Annotated in this window: 15 protein-coding genes and 1 other RNA gene; 13 read left to right on the forward strand and 3 right to left on the reverse strand. The window is 65.5% G+C overall.

Going from position 1 to position 21,302, the window contains the following annotated elements:
- Positions 1-59 precede the first annotated feature (59 nt).
- Positions 60-457: a transfer-messenger RNA gene (gene ssrA / locus IPM49_06905) on the reverse strand.
- A gap of 142 nt (positions 458-599) precedes the next feature.
- Between ssrA and IPM49_06910 the strand changes: the two genes are divergently transcribed.
- Positions 600-1,832, forward strand: a complete 1,233-nt coding sequence (locus IPM49_06910; protein MBK9274252.1) for an alanine dehydrogenase — start codon at positions 600-602, stop codon at positions 1,830-1,832.
- Between the two features lie 3 nt (positions 1,833-1,835).
- On the opposite strand, the gene IPM49_06915 is transcribed toward IPM49_06910, so the two are convergent.
- A complete protein-coding gene (locus IPM49_06915) occupies positions 1,836-2,387 on the reverse strand; it encodes a hypothetical protein (protein ID MBK9274253.1) in 552 nt (183 codons plus the stop codon).
- Positions 2,388-2,572: 185 nt separating this feature from the next.
- Between IPM49_06915 and IPM49_06920 the strand changes: the two genes are divergently transcribed.
- Genes IPM49_06920 through IPM49_06935 form a run of 4 tightly spaced genes read left to right on the forward strand, consistent with a single transcriptional unit; the run spans position 2,573 to position 12,210 of the window.
- A complete protein-coding gene (locus IPM49_06920; GenBank protein MBK9274254.1) occupies positions 2,573-5,497 on the forward strand; it encodes a PKD domain-containing protein in 2,925 nt (974 codons plus the stop codon).
- 12 nt (positions 5,498-5,509) lie between these two features.
- Positions 5,510-10,582 (forward strand): gliding motility-associated C-terminal domain-containing protein, encoded by a 5,073-nt coding sequence (locus tag IPM49_06925; GenBank protein MBK9274255.1) that lies wholly within the window; start codon positions 5,510-5,512, stop codon positions 10,580-10,582.
- A 3-nt stretch (positions 10,583-10,585) separates the two neighbouring features.
- The gene (locus IPM49_06930) at positions 10,586-11,293 is read left to right on the forward strand and encodes a DUF2807 domain-containing protein (protein MBK9274256.1); all 708 of its coding nucleotides are present in this window, start codon (positions 10,586-10,588) and stop codon (positions 11,291-11,293) included.
- The gene (locus IPM49_06935; GenBank protein ID MBK9274257.1) at positions 11,290-12,210 is read left to right on the forward strand and encodes a glycoside hydrolase family 16 protein; all 921 of its coding nucleotides are present in this window, start codon (positions 11,290-11,292) and stop codon (positions 12,208-12,210) included. Before IPM49_06930 ends, IPM49_06935 begins: the two co-directional genes overlap by 4 nt.
- Here IPM49_06935 and IPM49_06940 read toward each other — a convergent pair.
- Positions 12,197-13,099, reverse strand: a complete 903-nt coding sequence (locus tag IPM49_06940; GenBank protein ID MBK9274258.1) for a hypothetical protein — start codon at positions 13,097-13,099, stop codon at positions 12,197-12,199. The genes IPM49_06935 and IPM49_06940 overlap by 14 nt on opposite strands.
- A 98-nt stretch (positions 13,100-13,197) precedes the next feature.
- Here IPM49_06940 and IPM49_06945 point away from each other — a divergent pair, with 98 nt between their 5' ends.
- The 8 genes from IPM49_06945 (at position 13,198) to IPM49_06980 (ending at position 21,278) form a co-directional block, all read left to right on the forward strand.
- Positions 13,198-13,629: a MarR family transcriptional regulator gene (locus IPM49_06945; GenBank protein ID MBK9274259.1), complete on the forward strand. Its 432-nt coding sequence runs from the start codon at positions 13,198-13,200 to the stop codon at positions 13,627-13,629.
- A gap of 109 nt (positions 13,630-13,738) precedes the next feature.
- Complete coding sequence (locus tag IPM49_06950; protein MBK9274260.1) at positions 13,739-16,153, forward strand: enoyl-CoA hydratase/isomerase family protein; 2,415 nt, start codon at positions 13,739-13,741, stop codon at positions 16,151-16,153.
- Positions 16,154-16,282: 129 nt separating this feature from the next.
- Positions 16,283-16,663, forward strand: a complete 381-nt coding sequence (locus IPM49_06955) for a four helix bundle protein (GenBank protein MBK9274261.1) — start codon at positions 16,283-16,285, stop codon at positions 16,661-16,663.
- Positions 16,664-16,810: 147 nt separating this feature from the next.
- Positions 16,811-17,986, forward strand: a complete 1,176-nt coding sequence (locus IPM49_06960) for an acetyl-CoA C-acyltransferase (protein ID MBK9274262.1) — start codon at positions 16,811-16,813, stop codon at positions 17,984-17,986.
- A 10-nt stretch (positions 17,987-17,996) separates the two neighbouring features.
- Positions 17,997-18,200 (forward strand): hypothetical protein, encoded by a 204-nt coding sequence (locus tag IPM49_06965; protein ID MBK9274263.1) that lies wholly within the window; start codon positions 17,997-17,999, stop codon positions 18,198-18,200.
- A 183-nt stretch (positions 18,201-18,383) separates the two neighbouring features.
- Positions 18,384-19,193, forward strand: coding sequence for an SHOCT domain-containing protein (locus tag IPM49_06970; protein ID MBK9274264.1), 810 nt, complete (start codon positions 18,384-18,386; stop codon positions 19,191-19,193).
- A 77-nt stretch (positions 19,194-19,270) separates the two neighbouring features.
- Positions 19,271-20,152: a hypothetical protein gene (locus IPM49_06975; GenBank protein MBK9274265.1), complete on the forward strand. Its 882-nt coding sequence runs from the start codon at positions 19,271-19,273 to the stop codon at positions 20,150-20,152.
- 4 nt (positions 20,153-20,156) lie between these two features.
- Positions 20,157-21,278 carry a hypothetical protein gene (locus tag IPM49_06980; protein ID MBK9274266.1) on the forward strand — a complete coding sequence of 374 codons (1,122 nt, stop codon included), beginning with the start codon at positions 20,157-20,159 and terminating at the stop codon, positions 21,276-21,278.
- The last annotated feature ends 24 nt before the right edge of the window (positions 21,279-21,302 follow it).

The raw sequence follows: 21,302 nt of genomic DNA on the forward strand, positions 1-21,302 counted from the left end.
ACAATGCCCGCCTACGCACCGCCCTGCGCGAGGCGCAGTGCGGTGCTTCGGCGAGGCGAAGGTGGAGCCGGAGGGATTCGAACCCTCGTCCAAACGACCGTGACAGGCGCTTTCTCCAGGTTCAGCCGCTTCATTGGTTTTCGACCATCGCCTGGGGAAGGGCACCCCAGCGGTGGCTTAGGTCCTGTGTCTCACCCGCGCACCGGACCACAGCGCGGGCCAGCCCTTCAGGATGATACCCCTGTACCGGGAAAGCGAAGGACGGACCTCCCCGAGGGGCACTCGTCCACGCTACTGTTGTTCACGTGGATGAAGCCGATGGCCTGAGGCCATTAGGCTGCGAGCGCGTAGTCGACGTTGCCAGTTATGGCGTTGAGGCACTGGGATAACGAGCCGCACCTCACACTCGACCTGCTTACACACATCACCAAGCCGCTGTCAAAACCAGGTCGGCCCCAAAGGTGTTCCAAGGAACAGAGCACAAAGCTACGGCGCCCGGGTGGCGAAGAGCGTGCCAGGCGCCCATCTCCGCCGATCCGGCGCGATCACCGTCCACGGCCTGACGAAGCGTCTACATTTGCCGCCGTTCCAACGCAGGCATGAAGGAGAGCAACCGCAGGATCGGCATCATTCGCGAACAAAAGGTGCCCGTGGACCGGAGGGTGGCGATGACCCCGAAGGCGGCGCGGCGCGCCATGGCGCTTCACCCCGACCTGGACCTGGTGGTGGAGCCGAGCCCGGTGCGGGCCTTCAGCGATGCGGAGTATGAAGCGGCCGGCGTGCGGCTTTCGGCCGACCTCAGCGACCGCGACCTGTTGATCGGCGTGAAGGAGGTGCCGCCCGAACACCTGCTTGCGGGCAAGCGCTACCTGATCTTCAGCCACACCATCAAGAAGCAGCCGCACAACCGCAAGCTAATGCAGGCCGTGGTGCGCAAGGGCATCACGCTGATCGACCACGAACTGCTCACCGACAGCTCGGGCGAGCGGGTGCTGGCCTTCGGCCATTGGGCCGGCGTGGTGGGCGCCTACAACGCCCTGCGGGGCTGGAACCTGCTGCGCGGCGGTCCCGCGCTGAAACCGGCGCACGCATGCCACGACCTGGCCGAGCTGAAGCACGAGGTGCTGAAGCTGGTGGACCGCGACGCGCTGCACATCGTGATGACCGGCGCCGGCCGCGTGGGCCAGGGCGCCCTGGAGATGCTGGAGGCCGCCGACCTGCGCCGCACCGCACCCACCGACCTGAAGAGCGGCAGGTCGACCGGTCCTTCGGTGACCGTGCTCGGAACGGGCGACCTGTACCAGCGCGTGGACGGTGCGCCCTTCGACCGCGCGGCCTTCCACCGCGACCCGGGCGGCCACCGCGCCGACCTGCTGCCCTACCTGCACCATGCCACGGTGTACCTGGCCTGCCACTTCTGGGACCCGCGCGGTCCGAAGATCCTGACGCACGATGACCTGCGCACGCCGGGTCTTGCCCTCCAGCTGATCGCCGACGTGAGCTGCGACGTGGACGGCCCCATCGACAGCACGCTGCGGGCCAGCACCATCGACGAGCCCTATTATGGATACAGCCCCGCCACGCGGGGAGAGGTGGCCTTCGGATCCGGGGGCGCCATCGGGGTGATGGCCGTGGACAACCTGCCCTGCGCGCTGCCGCGCGATGCGTCGGAGGCCTTCGCGCAGGACCTGCTGGACCGTGTGCTGCCGGCGCTGCTGGGCGAGGGGGACGACGCGATGATCGAGCGCGCCACGATCGTGGAGGATGGTCGGTTGACCGCGCGCTTCAGCCATCTGGAGGACTACGCCGCCGAGGCCACCAACGCGCACTGAGCGTCAATCGGCTCGGGGCACGGCCAGCTCCAGGCAGAACACCGCCCGCTGATCGCCATTGGCGGACACGTTGACCCGCATGGGCCGCCGGCTGCGGCGCGCCATGGTGAGCAGTCCCAGCCCGGCGCCGCCCTTGGCGGTGCGCGACTCGTTGGAGAGCAGTTTCAGGTAGTGCTCCTTGAGGGTGATCTCATCCATGGCGTTGAGCACCTCGATGCGGTGCTGCAGGAGCGCTGCGGTGGCCAGTTCCACGTGGTTGACGAGCACGATGCGATAGGCCTCGTCCGTGCGTCCCACCAGCACGCTTCCTTCGGCGGCCTGGGCCTCGCCAGCGTGGTGCAGGATGTTCTCCACGCCTTCCACGAGCACGCTGACCAGACGCTTGCGCACGCCGACGGGGTCGCTCACCGCCAGCGAGCCGGCCTCCACGCGGGCCAGCGCGGCCTCCAGATCGGCGCGGGTGAGGAGGCCGGTGTGTTCCCACAGCACCGCATCGGCGCCATGGGCCAGCACCTGGCCGCGGACCTGATCAACGCACGTTTGCTGCAACGGCATGGGCACGCCTGTGGATCGGCGAACTCTCCCTGCCTACGGTCGAACGGAAGGAAAGGTTCGACCAGGACGTGCACCGGTTCGACCGCAGTGGATCGGCGTCGTGGGAAGTCCCTCGGAATGAGCCGCATGCCCGCTCGCCGATCGGGGTGAACGGCTACCTTTCACCACCCCTACGAGCACGCCGAATGCGACCCTCCTTCCACCGCTGGACGCGCCACGTCGCGGCCCTGTCGATCGCCCTGTTGACCGGCCCTCTGATGGCCCAGATCGACATCGACCTGGGGGCAGGGCTGGTGTTCAACTCGCCGACGCAATTCCCCGCACCTTACGGCAATCTGTCCAACGGATCGCGGCACCAACTGCTTATCCGGGCCAGCGAGCTCACCGCCGTGGGCATGGGCGAGGGCGACATCGTCTCCCTGGCCTTCCATGTGGCCACCGCCTCCCCCACGGTGCTGCAGGACTTCACGGTGCGCATCGGCAGCACCACGGCCACGGACATGACCAACCAGTGGATTGCCGGCACCACCGTCGTCTGGGGACCGCAGGACCACACGGCGCAGCCGGGCTGGAACGTGCATCCGTTCACCACCCCCTTCGCGTGGGATGGCCTGAGCAACGTGGTGGTGGAGACCTGCTTCTTCAACGGCACGCAGACCCAGAACAGCAGCATGTTCCGCACCGGAACCGCGTTCACCAGCGTCACCTATCGGCCCACCCCGAACCCGAACGTGTGCACCTTCAACGGCGGCAATCTGCTCACGAGCGATCAGCGCCCCGACCTGCGCTTCGGCTGGATCCCGCTGGAAGCGTCGCCCATCGCCGACTTCACGCTCAGCCCCGCCTTCACCTGCACGGGCACGGTGCAGTTCACCGACGGATCGAACTTCGCGCCCACCGCGTGGGAGTGGCATTTCGGTGACGACAGCACCAGCACCGATCAGAACCCGGTGCACACCTATACGATCGATGGGGTCTTCGACGTGACGCTGATCGTCACCAACGCCTTCGGCACCGACACGCTGACCCTTCCCGATGCGGTGACGGTGAACGCGACCGGCGCGGTGCCGCAGGCCATCTGCCCGCCGGTGAACGCACCCACCATCGCGGGCTTCGGCATCACCAGTGTGACGATGAACGATGTGGTGCTGAGCTCGGGCGATGCCGTGAGCGACGGCGGCTACCTCGACCGCGGCTGTGTGATCGACACGGTGGCCGTGGGTGCGCCGTTCACGCTCACGGTGACCACGGGCACCATCGCGGGGCATCAGCTCAAGGCCTGGGTGGACTGGGACAACAGCGGAAGCTTCGATGCCGGCGAAGTGGTGCTGGCCGTGGCCAGCGGGACGGACGGAAGCGCCAGCCTGCTGGTGCCGGCTGGCGCGGCGCAGAACGTGCCCCTGCGGGTGCGCGTGATGGCGGACTACGACCTGGCCCCGCTGCTCGCCCCGTGCTCCGCCCCGCAGTTCGGGCAGGCCGAGGACCTGGGCGTGGTGGTGGTGCCGAACACGGCTCCTCCGGTGGCGGCGTTCACGGCCTCGCCCCTCTTCACCTGCGACGGGGCCGTGCAGTTCACCGATGGCACGCAGAACCTGCCCACGGGCTGGACCTGGGACTTCGGTGACGGCAACGGCAGCAACCTCGCCTCGCCCCTGCACATCTACGGGGCCAGCGGCACCTACAGCGTCCAGCTCATCGCCATCAACGCCAACGGGCAGGACACCGTACTGATCCAGGACCTGATCACGGTGGACCTCAACGGCCAGTTGGACCCGCCGCAATGCACGCCGCAGACGCAGGGCTATTGCTGCGGCTTCGGCCTCCTGGGCCTCACCTTCGCCGGCATCGGCTCCACCAGCCCCGATGGCGCGGAGGGCTATGTGGACCGCACCTGCGGCAACGTGGCCACCGTGGAGGAAGGCACGGTGGTGCCCGTCCAGTTCGACACGGACGACCAGCTGGACCAGGACGTGTACCTGTGGATCGACCTGGATGATGATGGCGCCTTCGCCAACAATGAGCTAGTCTTCTTCGCCCTGAGCGCCACGGACCCATCTGGCACGGTGGCCATCCCCCAGGGCACGGTGTACAACAGTCCGCTGCGGATGCGCGTGGCGGTGGATGTGGTGGGTGAGCTCACGGGTCCCTGTGATGCGCCGCAGTTCGGTCAGGTGGAGGACTTCAGCGTGGTGGTGACCCCGGTGAGCGTGCCGCCGACGGCGCTCTTCACCGCCAGGCCCACCAGCACCTGCGACGGGGTGGTGCAGTTCACCGACCAGAGCGCCGGCCTGCCCTTCAGCTGGCAATGGAGCTTCGGCGATGGCGGCACCAGCACCGATCAGGATCCCCTGCACACCTACACCGCACCGGGCACCTATACCGTGAGCTTGACGGTGGAGAACGTGAACGGCACGAACACGCAGACCCTGACGAACTACATCACCTACGTGGAAGGCTTCCTCTGCGACACCACGCAGGTGCCGGGCAACGGGTTGCTGACGGTGACCGAATGCCAGGGTGTGCTGGTGGATGATGGCGGGGTGGCCGACGACTACAGCCCGGGCTTCAGCGCCCCGGTGACGATCGCCCCACCGGGCGCCGAGGTGGTGACGCTCACCTTCACGGAGTTCGCCTTTGAGGAGAACTTCGACTACCTGGCCATTTACGACGGGCCGAACGTGAACGCCCCGCTGCTCTACGAGCTCACGGGCAACGGGCTGGGCGCCTTGCCCAACGGCGGCGTGATCAGCTCCACCGGTCCGTCCATGTGCGTAAGGCAGGAGGCGAGCAACGGTCCGATCACCTGGGCGGGCTTCGTGGCCACCTGGGACTGCTCGTTCACCGGCATCGGCGAAGCGGAGGACCCGATCGGGTCGGTGCATCCGGTGCCTGCGGAAGGGCCCTTCGCCTTGACCCTTGCGCGGCCGGCCGGCGCGGGATGGACCGTGACCATCAACAACGCCTTGGGGGAACTTGTGCTGACGCGGACCCTTCCCGTGGGCGCGCGCGGGGCCACCTTTGATGCTGCCCCATGGACGCCGGGGACATACAGCCTGACGGTGCAGGGACCCGACGGTCGTTGGACGCGGCGGATGATGGTGCATCATTGATCCCTTCCGCGCATGAAGCGAACCCTCCTCCGCACCCTGGCCGCCGTGGCCCTGGCGCTGATCGCCACCGCCCCGGTGCAGGCCACCCACCTGGTGGGCGGCAACCTGGGTTATGTGTACCAAGGTGAAACGGCCCCGGGCAGCGGGCTCTACCGCTACCAGGTCTACCTCGAGTTCTACCTCAACTGCGGTCCGAACTCCAACTTCCAGTCGCTGTATGAACTGCTCGGCGAGGACTACGGCACCCCGCTGTTCGTCGGCGCGTACCTGCAGGACCCGCAGAACCCCAACGCGGACAAGATCAAGCTGCAGGACATCCCGGTGTTCCTCACCGACTCGCTGGTGATCGAACCCGACCTGCCGGACAACTGTGCGGTGGGCCAGGGCCTGTGCACCGTGAAGGGCACCTTCGTGGGGCAGGTGGACGTGCCGCTCAACTTCGGTGGGCTGCACCTGTACTACCACATGTGCTGCCGCAACCTGGACATCGACAATCTGAACAACCCCAACGGCACGGGCATCGGGTATTACGCGTTCGTTCCTCCGCCTCTGGTGAACAACTCGAGCCCGGTGTTCCTGGGCCAGCCCACGCCCTTCCTGTGCATCGGCGACACGGCCACCTTCCTCAACTCGGCCAGCGACCCCGATGGCGACCTGCTGATCTTCTCCTTCGAGATCCCCTACAACTCGCAGAACTTCGGCGGGGGCATCATCCCGCCGCCCGCCACGCTCACCTGGCCGGTGAACGAGGTGAACTACAACCCAGGCTTCAGCCTGGCGCAGCCGTTCGGCGCGGGCGGCTATGCCTTCATCAACGGTGCCACGGGCCTCACGCGCTACATGGCGCCGCTGCAGGGCAACTTCGTGGTGGCGGTGGAGGTGAAGGAGTTCCGCAACGGGCAGCTGATCGGGCGCACGCGGCGCGACCTGCAGCTGCAATCGATCCCCTGCCCGCCCAACGCCACGCCGGCCGCCAGCACACCCATCGCCGCCAGCTACACGGTGCAGGCCGGCGACCAGCTCTGCATCGACCTGGCCTTCGATGATGCCGATGGCGATTCGCTGTTCCTGCAGGCCGCCGGCACCATCTTCGACGGCAACCTGACGAACCCGCCCGCCACCATTGGCAGCCCCGTGGAGGGCGATGGAACGGTGGGCACCCAGTTCTGCTGGAGCACGGCCTGCGATCAGGGGCAGGCCCAGCCCTACCTGTTCAGCGTGAGCGTGACGGACAACGGCTGCCCGCCGCTCACCATCGACGTGGTGGTGCAGGTACAGGTGCTGCCCTTCGCCGCGCAGGGGCCGATCACCGGTCCCGTGCAGGTGTGCACGAACACGACGGGCGCAGCGTACAGCCTGCCGCAGGGCACCGGTGCGGGCTACGCATGGACGGTGACCGGCGGCACCCTTGCGGGCGGCAACGGCACGAACGCCATCACCGTGGACTGGGGCGCCCCTGGGAGCGGGCAGGTGAGCGTGATCGTGACCGACAGCCTGGGCTGTGCGGCCCCACCCTTGACGCTCGATGTCACCATCGCTGCGCTCCCCACGGCGAACGCCGGCCCGGATGCCGTGATCTGTGCAGGGGATACCGTGGACCTTGGCGGCACCCCCACCGGCCCACCAGGCAGCACCTTCGCCTGGAGCCCTGCGACCGGGCTCAGCAGCACGGGCGCGGCCAACCCGCAGGCATTCCCATCCGCCACCACCACCTACATCGTGCAGGTGAACAACGGCGGCTGCACGAACACTGATACCGTGCGCGTCGTGGTGTCACAGCCGCAACTGGATGCCGGACCCGATGTGGCGCTCTGCGTGGGTGACACCGTGCAGCTCAACGCTACCGGCACGGGCAGCTTCCTCTGGACACCCGCGGCCAGCCTGAGCGACGCCACCGCCGAAGACCCGCTCGCCTTCCCGACCAGCACCACCAACTACAGCGTGACCCTCACCGACAGCGTGGGCTGCACGGTGACGGACCAGGTGCTGGTGACGGTGAACGCCCTGCCCTTCGCCAACGCCGGACCCGACCGACAGGTATGCCCGTTGCAGGGAGCACCGCTCACGGGTGCACCCACAGGACCACCGGGGGCCACCTTCCTGTGGAGCCCGGCCACGGGATTGAACGACCCGACGCTGGGCGCGCCGATCGCCACACCGTCGGTGAACACCACCTATGTGGTGCAGGTGACCGATGTGAACGGATGCACCAACACCGATACCGTGAACGTGGAGGTGCTGGCCGCTCCTCCTGTGGACGCGGGCCCCGACCTGACGATCTGCGCTGGCGATACCGCGCAGGTCCTGGGTGGGGGCGGGACGGCGGTGAACATCGAATGGACGCCCGCCAACAGCGGTCTGAGCGATGAGAGCATCCTCAACCCGCTGGCCTTCCCCGGCAGCACCACCACCTACGTGCTCTGGGTCCAGGACATCAACAACTGCACGGCCACCGATACGATGACCGTGTTCGTGAACGCGCTGCCCAACGCCGACGCCGGTCCGGATGTGGCCCTGTGCCTGGGCGGCAGCGCCCAGCTCGATGGCAGTGGTGGCACCAGCTACCTCTGGAGCCCGGCCGCCGGACTGGATGACGCGACCGCGGAAGACCCGGTGGCCACCGTGAACGGCACCACCACCTACAGCGTGCTGGTGACGGACGGCAACGGATGCAGCGCGACCGACAGCGTGACCGTGACGGTGAACCTGCCGGTGAACGCAGGCACGGATGGTTCCGCCACGTTGTGCAGCGATGGAACCAGCGTGGACCTGAACACCCTGCTCGGCGGCACGCCCGATGCGGGCGGCACCTGGAGCCCCTCGGCCACCTACACCCCCGGCAGCGGTGGTGGTGTGTTCAGCTATGTGGTGGCCGCGCAGTCCCCGTGCGTGAACGACACCGCCTTCGTCACCATCGCCGAGGTGACCGCCCCGGACGCGGGTTCGGATGCGACGCTGGACCTGTGCAGCACGAACACACCGGTGGACCTCTTCTCCGTGCTGGGCGGCGCCGACCCCGGTGGCGTGTGGACCGATCCGAACGGTGTGCCCTTCAGCGGCGTGTTCGATCCAGCGCTCTGGCCGGGCGGCAGCATCTGCACCTACTTCGTTCCGGCGCAGCCCCCCTGCACGGCGGACACGGCCACGGTGGTGGTGACCGTGACGACCGCGCTCGACCCCGGGGGATCGGCCATCGTGAACCTCTGCAGCAGCGGCGCCTCGTTCAGCCTCACCGATTCGCTCACCGGCACGCCCGATCCCGCAGGCACCTGGAGCGATCCGAACAACGCGCCGCACGGCGATGTGTACGATCCGGCCGTGGATGAACCCGGGGTGTACACCTTCAGCATCGCGGCACAGGGGGGATGCCCGGACACGAGCGCCACAGTGACCGTGACGGAACTGGCGCCGCCGGCGGACGCCGGTGCGGACCTGACCCTCTGCATCGGTGACACGGCGCAGCTCAACGCCACCGGCGGACCGGACTACAGCTGGTCGCCAGGCACCGGGCTCAGCGCCACCGACATCGCCGACCCGCTGGCCTTCCCCACGGGCACGACCACGTATACGCTGACCGTGACCGACGCGCAAGGCTGTGCGGCCAGCGACGCGGTGACCGTGACGGTGAACGCGCTGCCCGTGGTGGACGCCGGCGCGGACGCCGCCATCTGTGCGGGAACCACCACGACCCTGGGCGGATCGCCCACCGCGCCGCCGGGCAGCACCATCCTGTGGAGCCCCGGTGGTGGCCTCAGCGACCCGAACGTGGGCAACCCCACCGCACTACCGGGCGCCACCACCACCTACATCGTCGGCGTGCAGGGCCCCAACGGCTGCGTGAACAGCGACACGGTGACCGTGACGGTGAACCCGCTGCCGGTGATGAGCGCGGGCAACGACACCACCATCTGCACCGGCGCGAGCGTGCAGTTGGACGGCAGTGGTACGGGCAGTTTCCTGTGGACACCAAGCACCGGCCTCAGCGACCCGGCAGTGGAGGATCCCATCGCCTCGCCCACCGGCACCACCACCTACACGCTCACGGTGACGGACGCCAACCAGTGCAGCGCGAGCGATGACGTCACCGTGAGCGTCGGCTCGCTGCCCACGGCGGAGGCCGGACCCGATGTGTGGGTCTGCCCCGGTTTCGACGTGCAGCTGCAGGGCTCGGGCGGCACGGACTACAGCTGGTCGCCCACCGCCGGGCTGAACGACCCCACGAGCGCAAGCCCGCTGGCGGCGCCGTCCAGCACCACCATCTACACGTTGACCGTGACCGACGCGGCCGGCTGCAGTGGCACCGACCAGGTGACCGTGACGGTGAACGACGACCCGCCGGTGGATGCCGGTCCCGACCAGACCGCCTGCTTCGGCAATGCGGTGGTGATCGGTGGAGCGCCGAGCTCCATCCCGGGCTCCACCTTCCTGTGGCTGCCCGGTTCCGGGCTGGACGACCCCACGGCGGCCAATCCCACGGCGACACCGACGACGACGACGCTGTACACGCTTGTGGTGACGAACGACACGTGCACGGCGCAGGACCAGGTGTTGGTGACCATCGCGGGTGAGGCGCAGGCCGCCTTCACCGTGCGGCTGGAGCCGCGTTGCGACGGGCTGCGCGCCTACGTCACCGACCTGAGCCAGGGCGCGGTGAGCTGGCAGTGGACCTTCAGCGACGGCACCACCTCCACCGAACCGCAACCCTCGCCCGTCCTGCCCTACGGCGGCGACCTCACGGTGACGCTCACCATCACCGACGCGCAGGGCTGCACCGCGTCCATCACGCAGAACTACCCGGCCGGCACGCTGGACGACCACACGGACATCACGGTGCCGAACATCTTCACCCCCAACGGCGACGGCAACAACGACCTGTTCGGGCCGATCACCGATGCCGAGCTGGGCGGGTGCCTGCAGATGAGCATCTTCAACCGGTGGGGACAAAAGATGTGGGAGAGCCTGGGCAACGCCACCCGCTGGGACGGCCGCACCTTCGCCGGTGAGCCCGCCGTGGTGGGCACCTACTTCTATGTGATGGACCTCAACGGCGTGCGCTACGAAGGCAGCATCCAACTCATGCGTTGACCCATGCGGACATCCCTCCTCCCCCTGCTGCTGGCCCTGCCCTTGGTGCAGGGTTGCTGGAACATGAACTGCGTGGATGCCCCAGGGCCGGTGGTGACGCGCGACCTGGCGGTGGAGCCCTTCACCGGGGTGATCACAGAGGGCGCCATCGACGTGGAGATCGTGCAGGGGCCTGTGCAGCAGGTGAAGGCGGAAGGCCCTGCCGCCGCGCTCGACCTGCTGAGCACCCAGGTGAAGGCCGGCGTGTGGCATGTGCGCACCACGGCGTGTTTCAAGAGTGATGTGGACCTGGTCGTGCGCATCACCCTGCCCTCGCTGGAGCGCGTGGGCGTGGAAGGCTCCGGGGATGTGCATTGCACTGGTGCCTTCGCCGGTGAACGATTGGAGGTCACCGTGGCTGGCAGTGGCGACATCACCGCGCCGGTGAGCGCACGCACGCTGAAGGTGTCGATCCAGGGCAGCGGCGATGTCACCCTCACCGGTACGGCCGGCGAGGCCGACCTGGGCATCGCCGGCAGCGGCAACGTGGAGGGCCTGGACCTGAGCGCCGGGCGCGCGGACGTGGAGATCGAGGGAAGCGGCGACGTGTCCCTCACCGCAGTGGACGTGCTGAACGCGCGCATCCTGGGCAGCGGCAACGTGCGCTACCGGGGCACACCGAAGGTGTCGTCCACCATCACCGGGTCGGGGGCCGTGACACCCGCGCCATGAGCCGCATCCTGCCCCTGCTGGCCGCGCTGCTGCTGGCCGGCACGGCCGGTGCGCAGACCAAGCGCGAGAAGCGTGTGGGGCCTGTGCAGGCCGATGATGGCGGACGCTGCGACACCAGCGCCTGGCAGTTGGTGTTCAGCGATGAGTTCGATGGAGACCGGCTGGACCCGGACACCTGGCGCACGTGGTTCCCCTACAGCGATGACGGCAGCGACCGCTGCGACGGCTGCCGCCTCATGGGCACGAGCAACACCATCTTCCGCGACGACCTGGTGACCGTGAGCGGCGGCCAGCTGCATCTGGGCGTTCGCGCGCGCGAAGGTGAGTGGTACGGCAGGCGCAAGGAACACGAAGGCGGCATGGTGCACTCGGTGGGCGATGCACGCTTCACGTACGGCCGATTCGAGGTGCGCTGCCGCATCCCCAAGGGCGCGGGCCTGTGGCCGGCCTTCTGGGGCTTCGGCGGCGAGACGGAGATCGACGTGTTCGAGTTCTGCGGCGAACGGCCCGGCCTGTTCAAGGGCGCCCTGCACCGCTGGAGCAAGCCCAAGTTCTCGACCAACGGGAAGAAGCGCTTGCCCGACCTCTCCCAGGACTTCCACGACTACGTGGTGGAGTGGGAGCGCGACGGCATCAGCTGGTTCATCGACGGGCAGCTGGTGCAGTACCGCGGGCGCTATGTGGACAAGCGCGGCAAGCCGCTGCCTGCCTGTGGCCGCTCCGTCGGGGAAGCGCACACCGCCCCCTATTTCCCACGCGCCGAGGACGGGCTCCACATCATCCTCGACCTGGCCGTGAGCGAACCCAAGGGCTTCTGCAACGGACCGAAGCGACCCCAGCCCTGGCCGGAGGGCACGAGCTTCGATGTGGAGCACGTGCGGGTGTACCAGCGCCGCAGCGCGGTCACTCCACGATAGGGATCAGCCCGCGGATGCCCATGTCCACCACCTGGTCGCCGGCGAGCGGCTCGTAAAGGCCATCCCCGTTGTCGGTCCACTCGAAACTGTTGTTGGTGCTCAACGACACGGTGATCACTACATCCTCGGTCTCATTCCCCGTGATCACCAACGGCTGCGCGAAGGCGCCGGTGACCAGACACGAATTGGCCGGGATCGGTGAGGTGGCGAAGAGCGGGTTCACCACCGTGGTGCCCGGGGCCTGACCGGAGATCACCGGCGTGGGCACCAACGGGTCGTTCACCTCGAAGGCCCAGAAGCCCTGCGGCCGGTCGTCATTCACCGTCAGCGTCTGCTGGTCCACCACGAAGGTGCCGATGTAGGTGTTGAAGCCGATGAAGGAGGCCACCGTGCCCGTGAGGTCCAGCGCGCCAAGCCCGAAGACCGTGTCCGTGTAGCGGAAGTCGATGGTGTAGTTCTGGTAGCCGAGCGACACGCGGATCCAGGGGTAGCTGCCAGGCGCCAGGGTGGAGAGCGGCACATTGAGAAAAGCCTCCCCCTGCCCGGCCAGCACGCTCTGCGCGAAGTCGATCGCCGGTGCACCGCCTGCGTTCGTCTCGGGGGCGTGATACACCACGCTGCCCTGCCCGGGCAGGCTCCAGGCCGTGGGCGCGAACTCCACGTAGTGCGCGCTCATGGCGTTGAAGTGCGGATGCTGCGCGGCATGGCCCGTGGGCAAAGTCGGCTCCGGCTGGCCCAGTTCGTCCAGCCGCACCTGCGTGCTGTCAAAGCGGAACTTCAGAATGAGCCGCGGACCCGACGGGGTCGGATCGGGATCGGGCTCCTCCTTGCGGCACGACACGGCCAGCAGGGTCAGGGACAGCAACAAGGCGATGGTGGAACGGTGCATGGGTCGAAGATCGGTGCACCCACCTGAACGGTCAAGGTCGGCCCGATGTTGTTAGTATGCATGCATACCTTTTCCGATTACCTTGCGTACCAGTCCGCATGAAGCCCGAAGAGACCATCGACTTCCCCATCCGACGCGTGTGGAGCCGGATCTCGCGCCTGTACAACACCGAGGCGGCCAAGTACGGGGGCAGCATGGCCATCGGGCAGATCCTCCTGAACATCGAGCCCGAGGGGACACCCAGCACCAAGCTCGGTCCGAAGATGGGCATGGAGGCACGGAGCCTTGTGCGCACCCTGCAGACCATGGAGGACGAGGGCCTCATCAAGCGCATCGCCGACACCGCCGACAAGCGCGTGGTGCGCATCCACCTCACGGCGAAGGGCAAGCAGATGCGCGACGTGAGCCGCAACACCGTGATCAAGTTCAACGAGGCGGTGCAGCGCCGCTTCACGCCCGCACAACTGAGCAACTTCCGGCAGGTGATGTCGGAGCTCGATCGGATACTTGAACAGGAACAACTCTTCTGAAGATGAACCGCAACGACGCAACGACGCGACGGGAACGCCACGAAGGCATCTTCCTGAACGTCGCGCATTCGTTGCGTCGCCGCGTCGTCGCGGTTAACTGCTTTCAACAATGAGCAAACCAACCTCCGCCAAGGCTTCGGCCGGCAAACGAAACATCCGCAAGATCGCCGTGCTAGGCTCCGGCGTCATGGGCAGCCGCATCGCATGCCACTTCGCCAACATCGGTGCTGAAGTGCTGCTGCTGGACATCCCAGCCAAAGAAGGCCCCAAGAACAAAGTGGTGGATGATGCCCTCGCCGCCGCGATCAAGAGCAATCCTGCGCCGCTGTACGATGCCCGCTTCGCCAAGCGCATCAGCACCGGCAACTTCGACGACGACCTGCCGAAGATCAAGGACTGCGACTGGATCATCGAGGTGGTCATCGAGCGGCTCGACATCAAGCAGCAGGTGCTGGCCAACGTGGAGAAGCACCGCACGCCCGGCACCCTCATCACCACCAACACCAGTGGCATCCCCATCCACGCCATCGCACAGGGCCGCAGCGACGACTTCCGCCGGCACTTCTGCGGCACGCACTTCTTCAACCCGCCGCGCTACCTGCCGCTGCTGGAGCTGATCCCCGGTCCGGACACCGACCCCGCGGTGCTCGACTTCCTGGAGGACTACGGCCAGCGCATCCTCGGCAAGGTCACCGTGCGCTGCCAGGACACGCCCGCCTTCATCGCCAACCGCATCGGCGTGTTCGGCATCATGGGCCTTTTCCACCTGGTGCAGGAGATGGGCCTCACCGTTGAGGAAGTGGACCGTCTCACCGGTCCCGTGCTCGGCCGCCCCAAGAGCGCCACCTTCCGCACCGCCGACGTGGTGGGCCTGGACACGCTGGTGAAAGTGGCCCAGGGCGTGAAGGACAACTGCCCCAACGACGAGCAGAACGCGCTCTTCGCCATCCCCGGCTACCTGCAGCAGATGGTGGAGCAGAACATGCTCGGCAGCAAAACGGGCAAAGGCTTCTTCTTCAAGGACCGCAGTTCACCCAAGGGCGAGATCCTCGCGCTCGACCTGAAGACGCTGGAATACCGTCCGCAGGTGAAGCCCAAGTTCGCCACGCTGGATGCCGCGAAGAAGGAGGACGACCTGCGCAAGCGCACCGCCCTGCTCTACAACGGCACGGACAAGGCCGGCGAGTTCTACCGCAAGAGCTTCCACGGGCTCTTCGCCTACGTGAGCCACCGGATCCCGGAGAACCTGTCCCGCGACAGCGGGATCACCGACGCGCTGTACAAGATCGACGACGCCATGCGCGCGGGCTTCGGCTGGGAGCTGGGACCCTTCGAGGCGTGGGATGCCATTGAAATAGGAAAGGTGAAAGCTGAAATGGGAAAGACCGGCGCTCCAGCGATCGCGCCTTGGGTGGATGAGATGTTGGCGGCGGGTCACACCAGCTTCTACAAGACCGAAGGCGGCAAGCGGATGTACTACGATGCCGCCAGCAAGGGCTACAAGGTCATCCCGCGTGCGGATGGCATCCTCGTGCTGAGCGACCTGCCCGAAAGCAGTGTGGTGTGGAAGAACAGCGCCGCCACCGTGCGTCACCTGGGTGATGGCATCCTGAGCGTGAGCTGGACGAGCAAGATGAACACCATCGGCGCGGAGGTGATCCAGGGCCTCAACAAGGCCATCGACCTCGCCGAGCAGGGCTACAGGGGCCTGGTGGTCTACAACGACGGCGCCAACTTCAGCGCGGGCGCCAACGTGGGCATGATCTTCATGATGGCCGTGGAGCAGGAGTACGACGACCTGGAGATGGCCGTGCGCACCTTCCAGAACACCATGATGCGCATGCGCTACAGCAGCATCCCCGTGGTGGCGGCCCCGCACCAACTGACTCTGGGGGGCGGCACGGAGCTCTGCCTGCACGCGGACAAGGTGGTGGCGCACGCCGAGACCTACATGGGCCTGGTGGAGTTCGGCGTGGGCGTGATCCCCGGCGGAGGCGGCACCAAGGAGTTCGCCCTGCGCCTCGCCGACGAGCTGAAGGAAGGCGACATCCGCATCAATGCCATGCGCGAGCGCTTCCTCACCATCGGCCAGGCCAAGGTGGCCACCAGCGGGCACGAGGCCTTCGCGCTCGGCTACCTGCGCAAGGGCCAGGACGAGGTGATCGTGAGCCGCGCCCACCAGCTGGCCTACGCCAAGGCCTGCGCGCTGGAACTCTGGAACAAGGGCTACACCAAGCCCGCGCCCCGCAAGGACATCAAGGTGCTGGGGCAGGAAGGCCTCGGCATTGTGTACGTGGGCGCCAACAGCATGCTCAGCGGCAACTACATCAGCCAGCACGATGCGCTGATCAGCGAGAAGCTGGGCTACGTGCTGTGCGGCGGAGACCTCAGCGAGGCGACGGAGGTCTCGGAGCAATACCTGCTGGACCTCGAGCGGAAGGCCTTCGTGGAGCTGTGTATGCAGCGGAAGACGTTGGAGCGGTTGCAGAGCATCATTACCAGCGGGAAAGTGCTGCGGAATTGAGGGCTGTCCGATGTCCGATGCAAGATTGTCCTATGCGAATACCGAGAACGCTAGACCCATTGTCCAATGACGGCTGCAGGATCGCTGAATACTGAACAAACGTCCATCATCACCCATAACTCGAAGACCATGAACCGCTTCAAGAACTTGGTCGTGTGGCAGCAGGCGCTTTCGCTCTCCGTTGAAGTCTATCGGCTAACAGAGAAGTTCCCAAAGAAGGAGGTCTATGGCCTAGCCAGTCAGATGCAGCGTGCAGGTGTATCGGTTCCGAGCAACATCGCAGAAGGTGCTGCCCGCAATCATGACGGCGAGTTCTACCACTTCCTCGGCATAGCCTGTGGATCAGCCGCAGAACTCTACACCCAAACGATGATCGCCAGGGAACTTGAGTACATCACCCGTGAGCAATCGGACAAGATCACTGGTGAACTGGACCACATCATGAACCGGATCTTCAAGCTGCAGGAACAGCTGGAGACCAAGAACAAGAAACGCCCGACGCGCAGCTAGCTCAACTGTCCTATGTCTGATGCAAGACTGTCATATGCCACATGCCTCATCCCCCAGGCTCGCGGCTTCGACAAACTTGATCCGGAGCTAGGACAGCCGCGACAGCCGCATAGGACAGTCTTGCAACAGTCATAAGACATTCCCACAATGAACGCATACATCATCGCCGGTTTCCGCTCCGCCGTGGGCAAAGCGCCCCGCGGCAAATTCCGTTTCACCCGTCCGGACGAATTGGCCGCGCACGTTGTGAACCACCTGGTGAGCTCGGTGCCCGGGCTGGACCGCACGCGCATCGACGACGTGATCGTGGGCAACGCCACGCCCGAGGCCGAGCAGGGCCTGAACATCGGCCGCATGATCAGCCTGATGGGCCTGAACACCGACAAGGTGCCGGGCATGACGGTGAACCGCTACTGCAGCAGCGGCAGCGAGACCATCGCCATCGCGGCGGCCAAGATCCACAGCGGGCAGGCCGACGTGATCGTGGCGGGCGGCGTGGAGTGCATGAGCCCGATCCCCTTCGGCGGCTGGCGCATCGTACCGAACGCCAAGGTGGGCAAGGCGCAGCCCACGTACTACTGGGGCATGGGCCTCACCGCCGAGGCCGTGGCGCGCGACTTCAAGGTGAGCCGCGAGGACCAGGACGCCTTCAGCCTGCGCAGCCACGAGAAGGCGCTGGCCGCCATCAGCGCCGGCAAGTTCACCGACGAGATCGTGCCCTACACCGTGGAGCGCGTGTACCTGGATGGGAAGGAGAAGCGCCAGGTGGAGCACTACGTGGTGGACACCGATGAAGGTCCGCGCGCGAGCACCTTGGAGGCGCTGGCGAAGCTGAAGCCGGTGTTCGACGCGAAGGGCAGCGTGACGGCGGGCAACGCCAGCCAGACCAGCGACGGCGCGGCCTTCGTGCTGGTGGTGAGCGAGCGCATGCTGAAGGAGCTCAATGTGAAACCGATCGCCCGCCTCCTCTCCTACCACGTGGCGGGCGTGGAGCCGCGCATCATGGGCATCGGTCCGGTGGCGGCGGTGCCGAAGGCGCTGGAGAAGGCCGGGCTGAAGCTGAGCGACATCGGCCTGTTCGAGCTGAACGAGGCCTTCGCCTCGCAATCGCTGGCGGTGGTGCGCGAGCTGGACATCGACCCGGAGCTGGTGAACGTGAACGGCGGGGCGATCGCGTTGGGGCATCCGCTGGGGTGTACGGGCGCGAAGCTGAGCGTGCAGCTGTTCAACGAGATGCGGCGGCGGAAGCAGAAGTACGGGGTGGTGACGATGTGCGTGGGGACGGGGCAGGGTGCGGCGAGTGTGTTTGAGCTGTTGAATTGAAGAAGAGAAGATGAACCTACTTGAAGAACTCGAGCAACGAAAAGCGCTGGTCAACCAACTATGGCTTAACGCACAGCAGCAGGAGGCAATGGGTGCATTGGCTGACGATGCGTTCATGCAGTGGAATACTGCATGGACTGAGTTGGGGGATTTTCAGATGACCAACCGCCAAGAGATACGCAACCTCAAGATTGACCTCATCCTTGGTGAATAAGACTTCGGGTCCAATGGCCAATCTGTTTCCTGCATTGGGCGTGCCCCCGCCTCAAATGCAGGCGGGGTCCGGCTCTTCGCTGTACTCCTCGCTCGTTCCTCGCTGCGGGGTGCCGCTCCGATCCGTCACGCGAAACAACACGAGTAGCTTGTACTTTTCACACTGAATCAACCCCATGTTACCATGAAAGGCAGCATTCTCTTCATGCTCATCGCGGGCGTGATAATTCTCCTCTTGGTGTTTACAGAAGCTGTAGGTGGCTTCGGTGCCTTTGGTCTTATACTTCTGTTGGCCATGGTTGGAGGCGTTTGGTACAACATCGACAAGCAGAAAGAGCGCAAGGAACTGACCGACCAACTGACCGGGGAACTGGCGAGGCTTGAAGGCTTCTCGAGTACGAAGAAGCTCATCGGTCCTTGGGGATTGATCGCCATAGACAATGACAGTAAGCAGATTGCGTTCAAGGAAGGCCATGGAAGCGTTAAGAAGTACAGCTACTCGGATATCATTGGATGCGAGGTAATCGAGGATGGTGAAACAACCTATCGCAAATCTGGAGCCCTTGGCCGGGCAGTGGTTGGCGGGATCATTGCTGGGGGCGCTGGCGCAATCATCGGCGGAGTAACAGCTAAGGGTCAGGAGAACAAAGAAGTAAAGACCGTGGACTTCAAATTGCTCTTGCGAGACACAAACAATCCGAGCTTCCGCATCCGCTTCTTCGACGCATGGGAAGAAACGGCTCGCACCAAGAAGAGTGTGAAGCACAGCGATTCGGTGTACGGCACCAATCTGCGAAAGGCAATCGACGACTTAAACACATGGAAAGAGACCATTGAGGTCATCATTGATCAAGAAGACCGCAAAGCCGGACACATGAGTGTTTCCCAACAGGCGTCGCTTTCTGATGAGCTACTGAAGCTCGACGACCTCAGATCAAAAGGTATCCTTACCCAAGCGGAGTTTGAGCAACAGAAGGCTAAGCTTCTTGGCTAGTTGAACTGCGTTGCCCCCACGCCATCCGCCAATTCCTGCCTAGTCGCCTTGTTCGCGGGCAGCTTGTTCTTGGGCGCTTGCCATCCCCCCCCCCTGCGCCAATAAAAGCCGCTGAGCCCAACGAGATCCACGCTGCCGATTACGACCTCCTCATCCCCGCCGAGCAGGACCTGTCCCTCCTAAGCGAGAAAGCCCTGCTGAACCTCTTCCCCTGCTTCCCGTGCGATGCGGCGGACACGCGGTCGGAGTCGCCCATCGCGGACACGGCGGTGGCCAACGGCATCGCGGTGCTGATGATGAACTTCAACCAGCACATCCTGATGAGCGATGCGGAGAAGCGGGACGTGCTCGATACGATCGCAGCGGCGGTGAAGGCGCATGGGGTCGATGCGACGAACACCTTCATCGGCGGCTTCTCCTCGGGCGGCAACGTGAGCGTGCTGCTGGCGAAGGAGCTGGTGCGCGCGCCACGGCCGGGCATCGGCCTCGAGGGCGTCTTCGCCGTGGACAGTCCGCTGGACCTGGTGCACCTGTACGAATGCTCGCAGCTCGACCTGGCAAAGAGCAGCTTCCCGGAGTACAAGGACGAGGCGCGCTACGTGCTGGCCTTTCTGGACAGCACTCTCGGCTCGCCCGCGGACAGTATAGCCAACTACGAACGCGCCGCTCCCCTGTTGAACTCGTCCTCGAGCGTCGCTCCGCTGAAGGAGCTGCCGATCCGCTTCTACACCGAACCGGACACCGCGTGGTGGCGCACCAACCGGGATGACAGCTATGAGGAGTTGAACGCCTTCGCCATGAAGCGGATCCATGACACGCTGGTGGCGGTGGGGAATGCGCGGGCGGAATACATCGCCACGGAAGGGCGCGGGATGCAGCATGGCAACCGGCATCCTCATGCGTGGTCGATCGTGGAGGAGAACGAATTGGTGGACTGGATCCTGGGATTATCCAACTGAAGTCATGCGCACCATCATTAGCCTTGCCTTGAGCTCGCTGCTTCTCCACGCCTGCAGCGGCCAGCCCACGAGCAAAGCACCCGTGGTGATCACGAACGATACGGTCCAAATTCCAATGAACTGGCCCTTGCCCCTCAACCACGAAGGGCAGCTCTGCCATTGGGTGCGCAACATGCACCAGGACCAAAGCGGAACGCTTTGGTTCGGCACCAACCATTACGGACTGATCCGCTACGCGAACGATACACTGGAATACCTCGCGGACAGTGCCGGCATCACCAGTGGCCGCATCAACGGGATCGTGGAGGGCCCGGACGGCGTCCTTTGGGTCGCCACGGATGGCGAAGGGCTGTTCAAGTACGACCCTTCAATGCGCTACTCCGCTCGCCATGGCTTCAGTCAACTGACCACGAAGGATGGCCTACCGGACAACGCGATCTGGAGCATGGCCATGGGCCGCGATGGCGTGCTGTGGATCGGCACGATGAACGGCCTTTGCACCTACGACGGCCACTCCTTCACCACCATCGAGCTGCCCGCGACCACAGCGGTGGACTCGTTGGTCCAACTAGCACCCACCCGCATCACGTGCATCCTGGAGGGCAGCCATGGAAAGATCTGGTTCGGGCGCGATGGTGATGGGCTCTTCCTGTTCGACCCGAAGGAGACCGGAGCTCCCAGAACGTTCAAGCACTATACCGTGCAAGATGGCCTGCCGGACAACAGCGTCACCGGATTGATGGAGGACAGCAAGGGCCGGTTGTGGATCGGCACCAACTACAGTGGCGTGAGCCTCTTCGATCCTTCCGCCTTAGCGGAGAAAGGGACCAAGGCGTTCACCAACTTCACGAAGGACGGCGTGATCCAAGGAGTTGAAGCAGGTGCGTTCTACGAAGACCGGTCGGGCCATATCTGGTTCGCGGCGGAGCACCAGGGCGTTTTCCGCTACGATGGCACGAGCTTCACGAACTACGGCCCCAAGGACGGGTTGACGTCGGGCGGTATCCTGGCCATCAAGGAAGACCGGGAAGGTCGTTTCTGGTTCGTGGGGCTCGGTGGGCTCTTCCGTTTCGACCGGAAGACGGCGCGGTTCACGCCGGTGGGGAAGCAGGGGCCGTGGAACTAGGACGAGGGCTCATGAACAACCCAC

The sequence above is a fragment of the Flavobacteriales bacterium genome, from assembly GCA_016715895.1.
Taxonomy (GTDB): domain Bacteria; phylum Bacteroidota; class Bacteroidia; order Flavobacteriales_F; family PHOS-HE28; genus PHOS-HE28.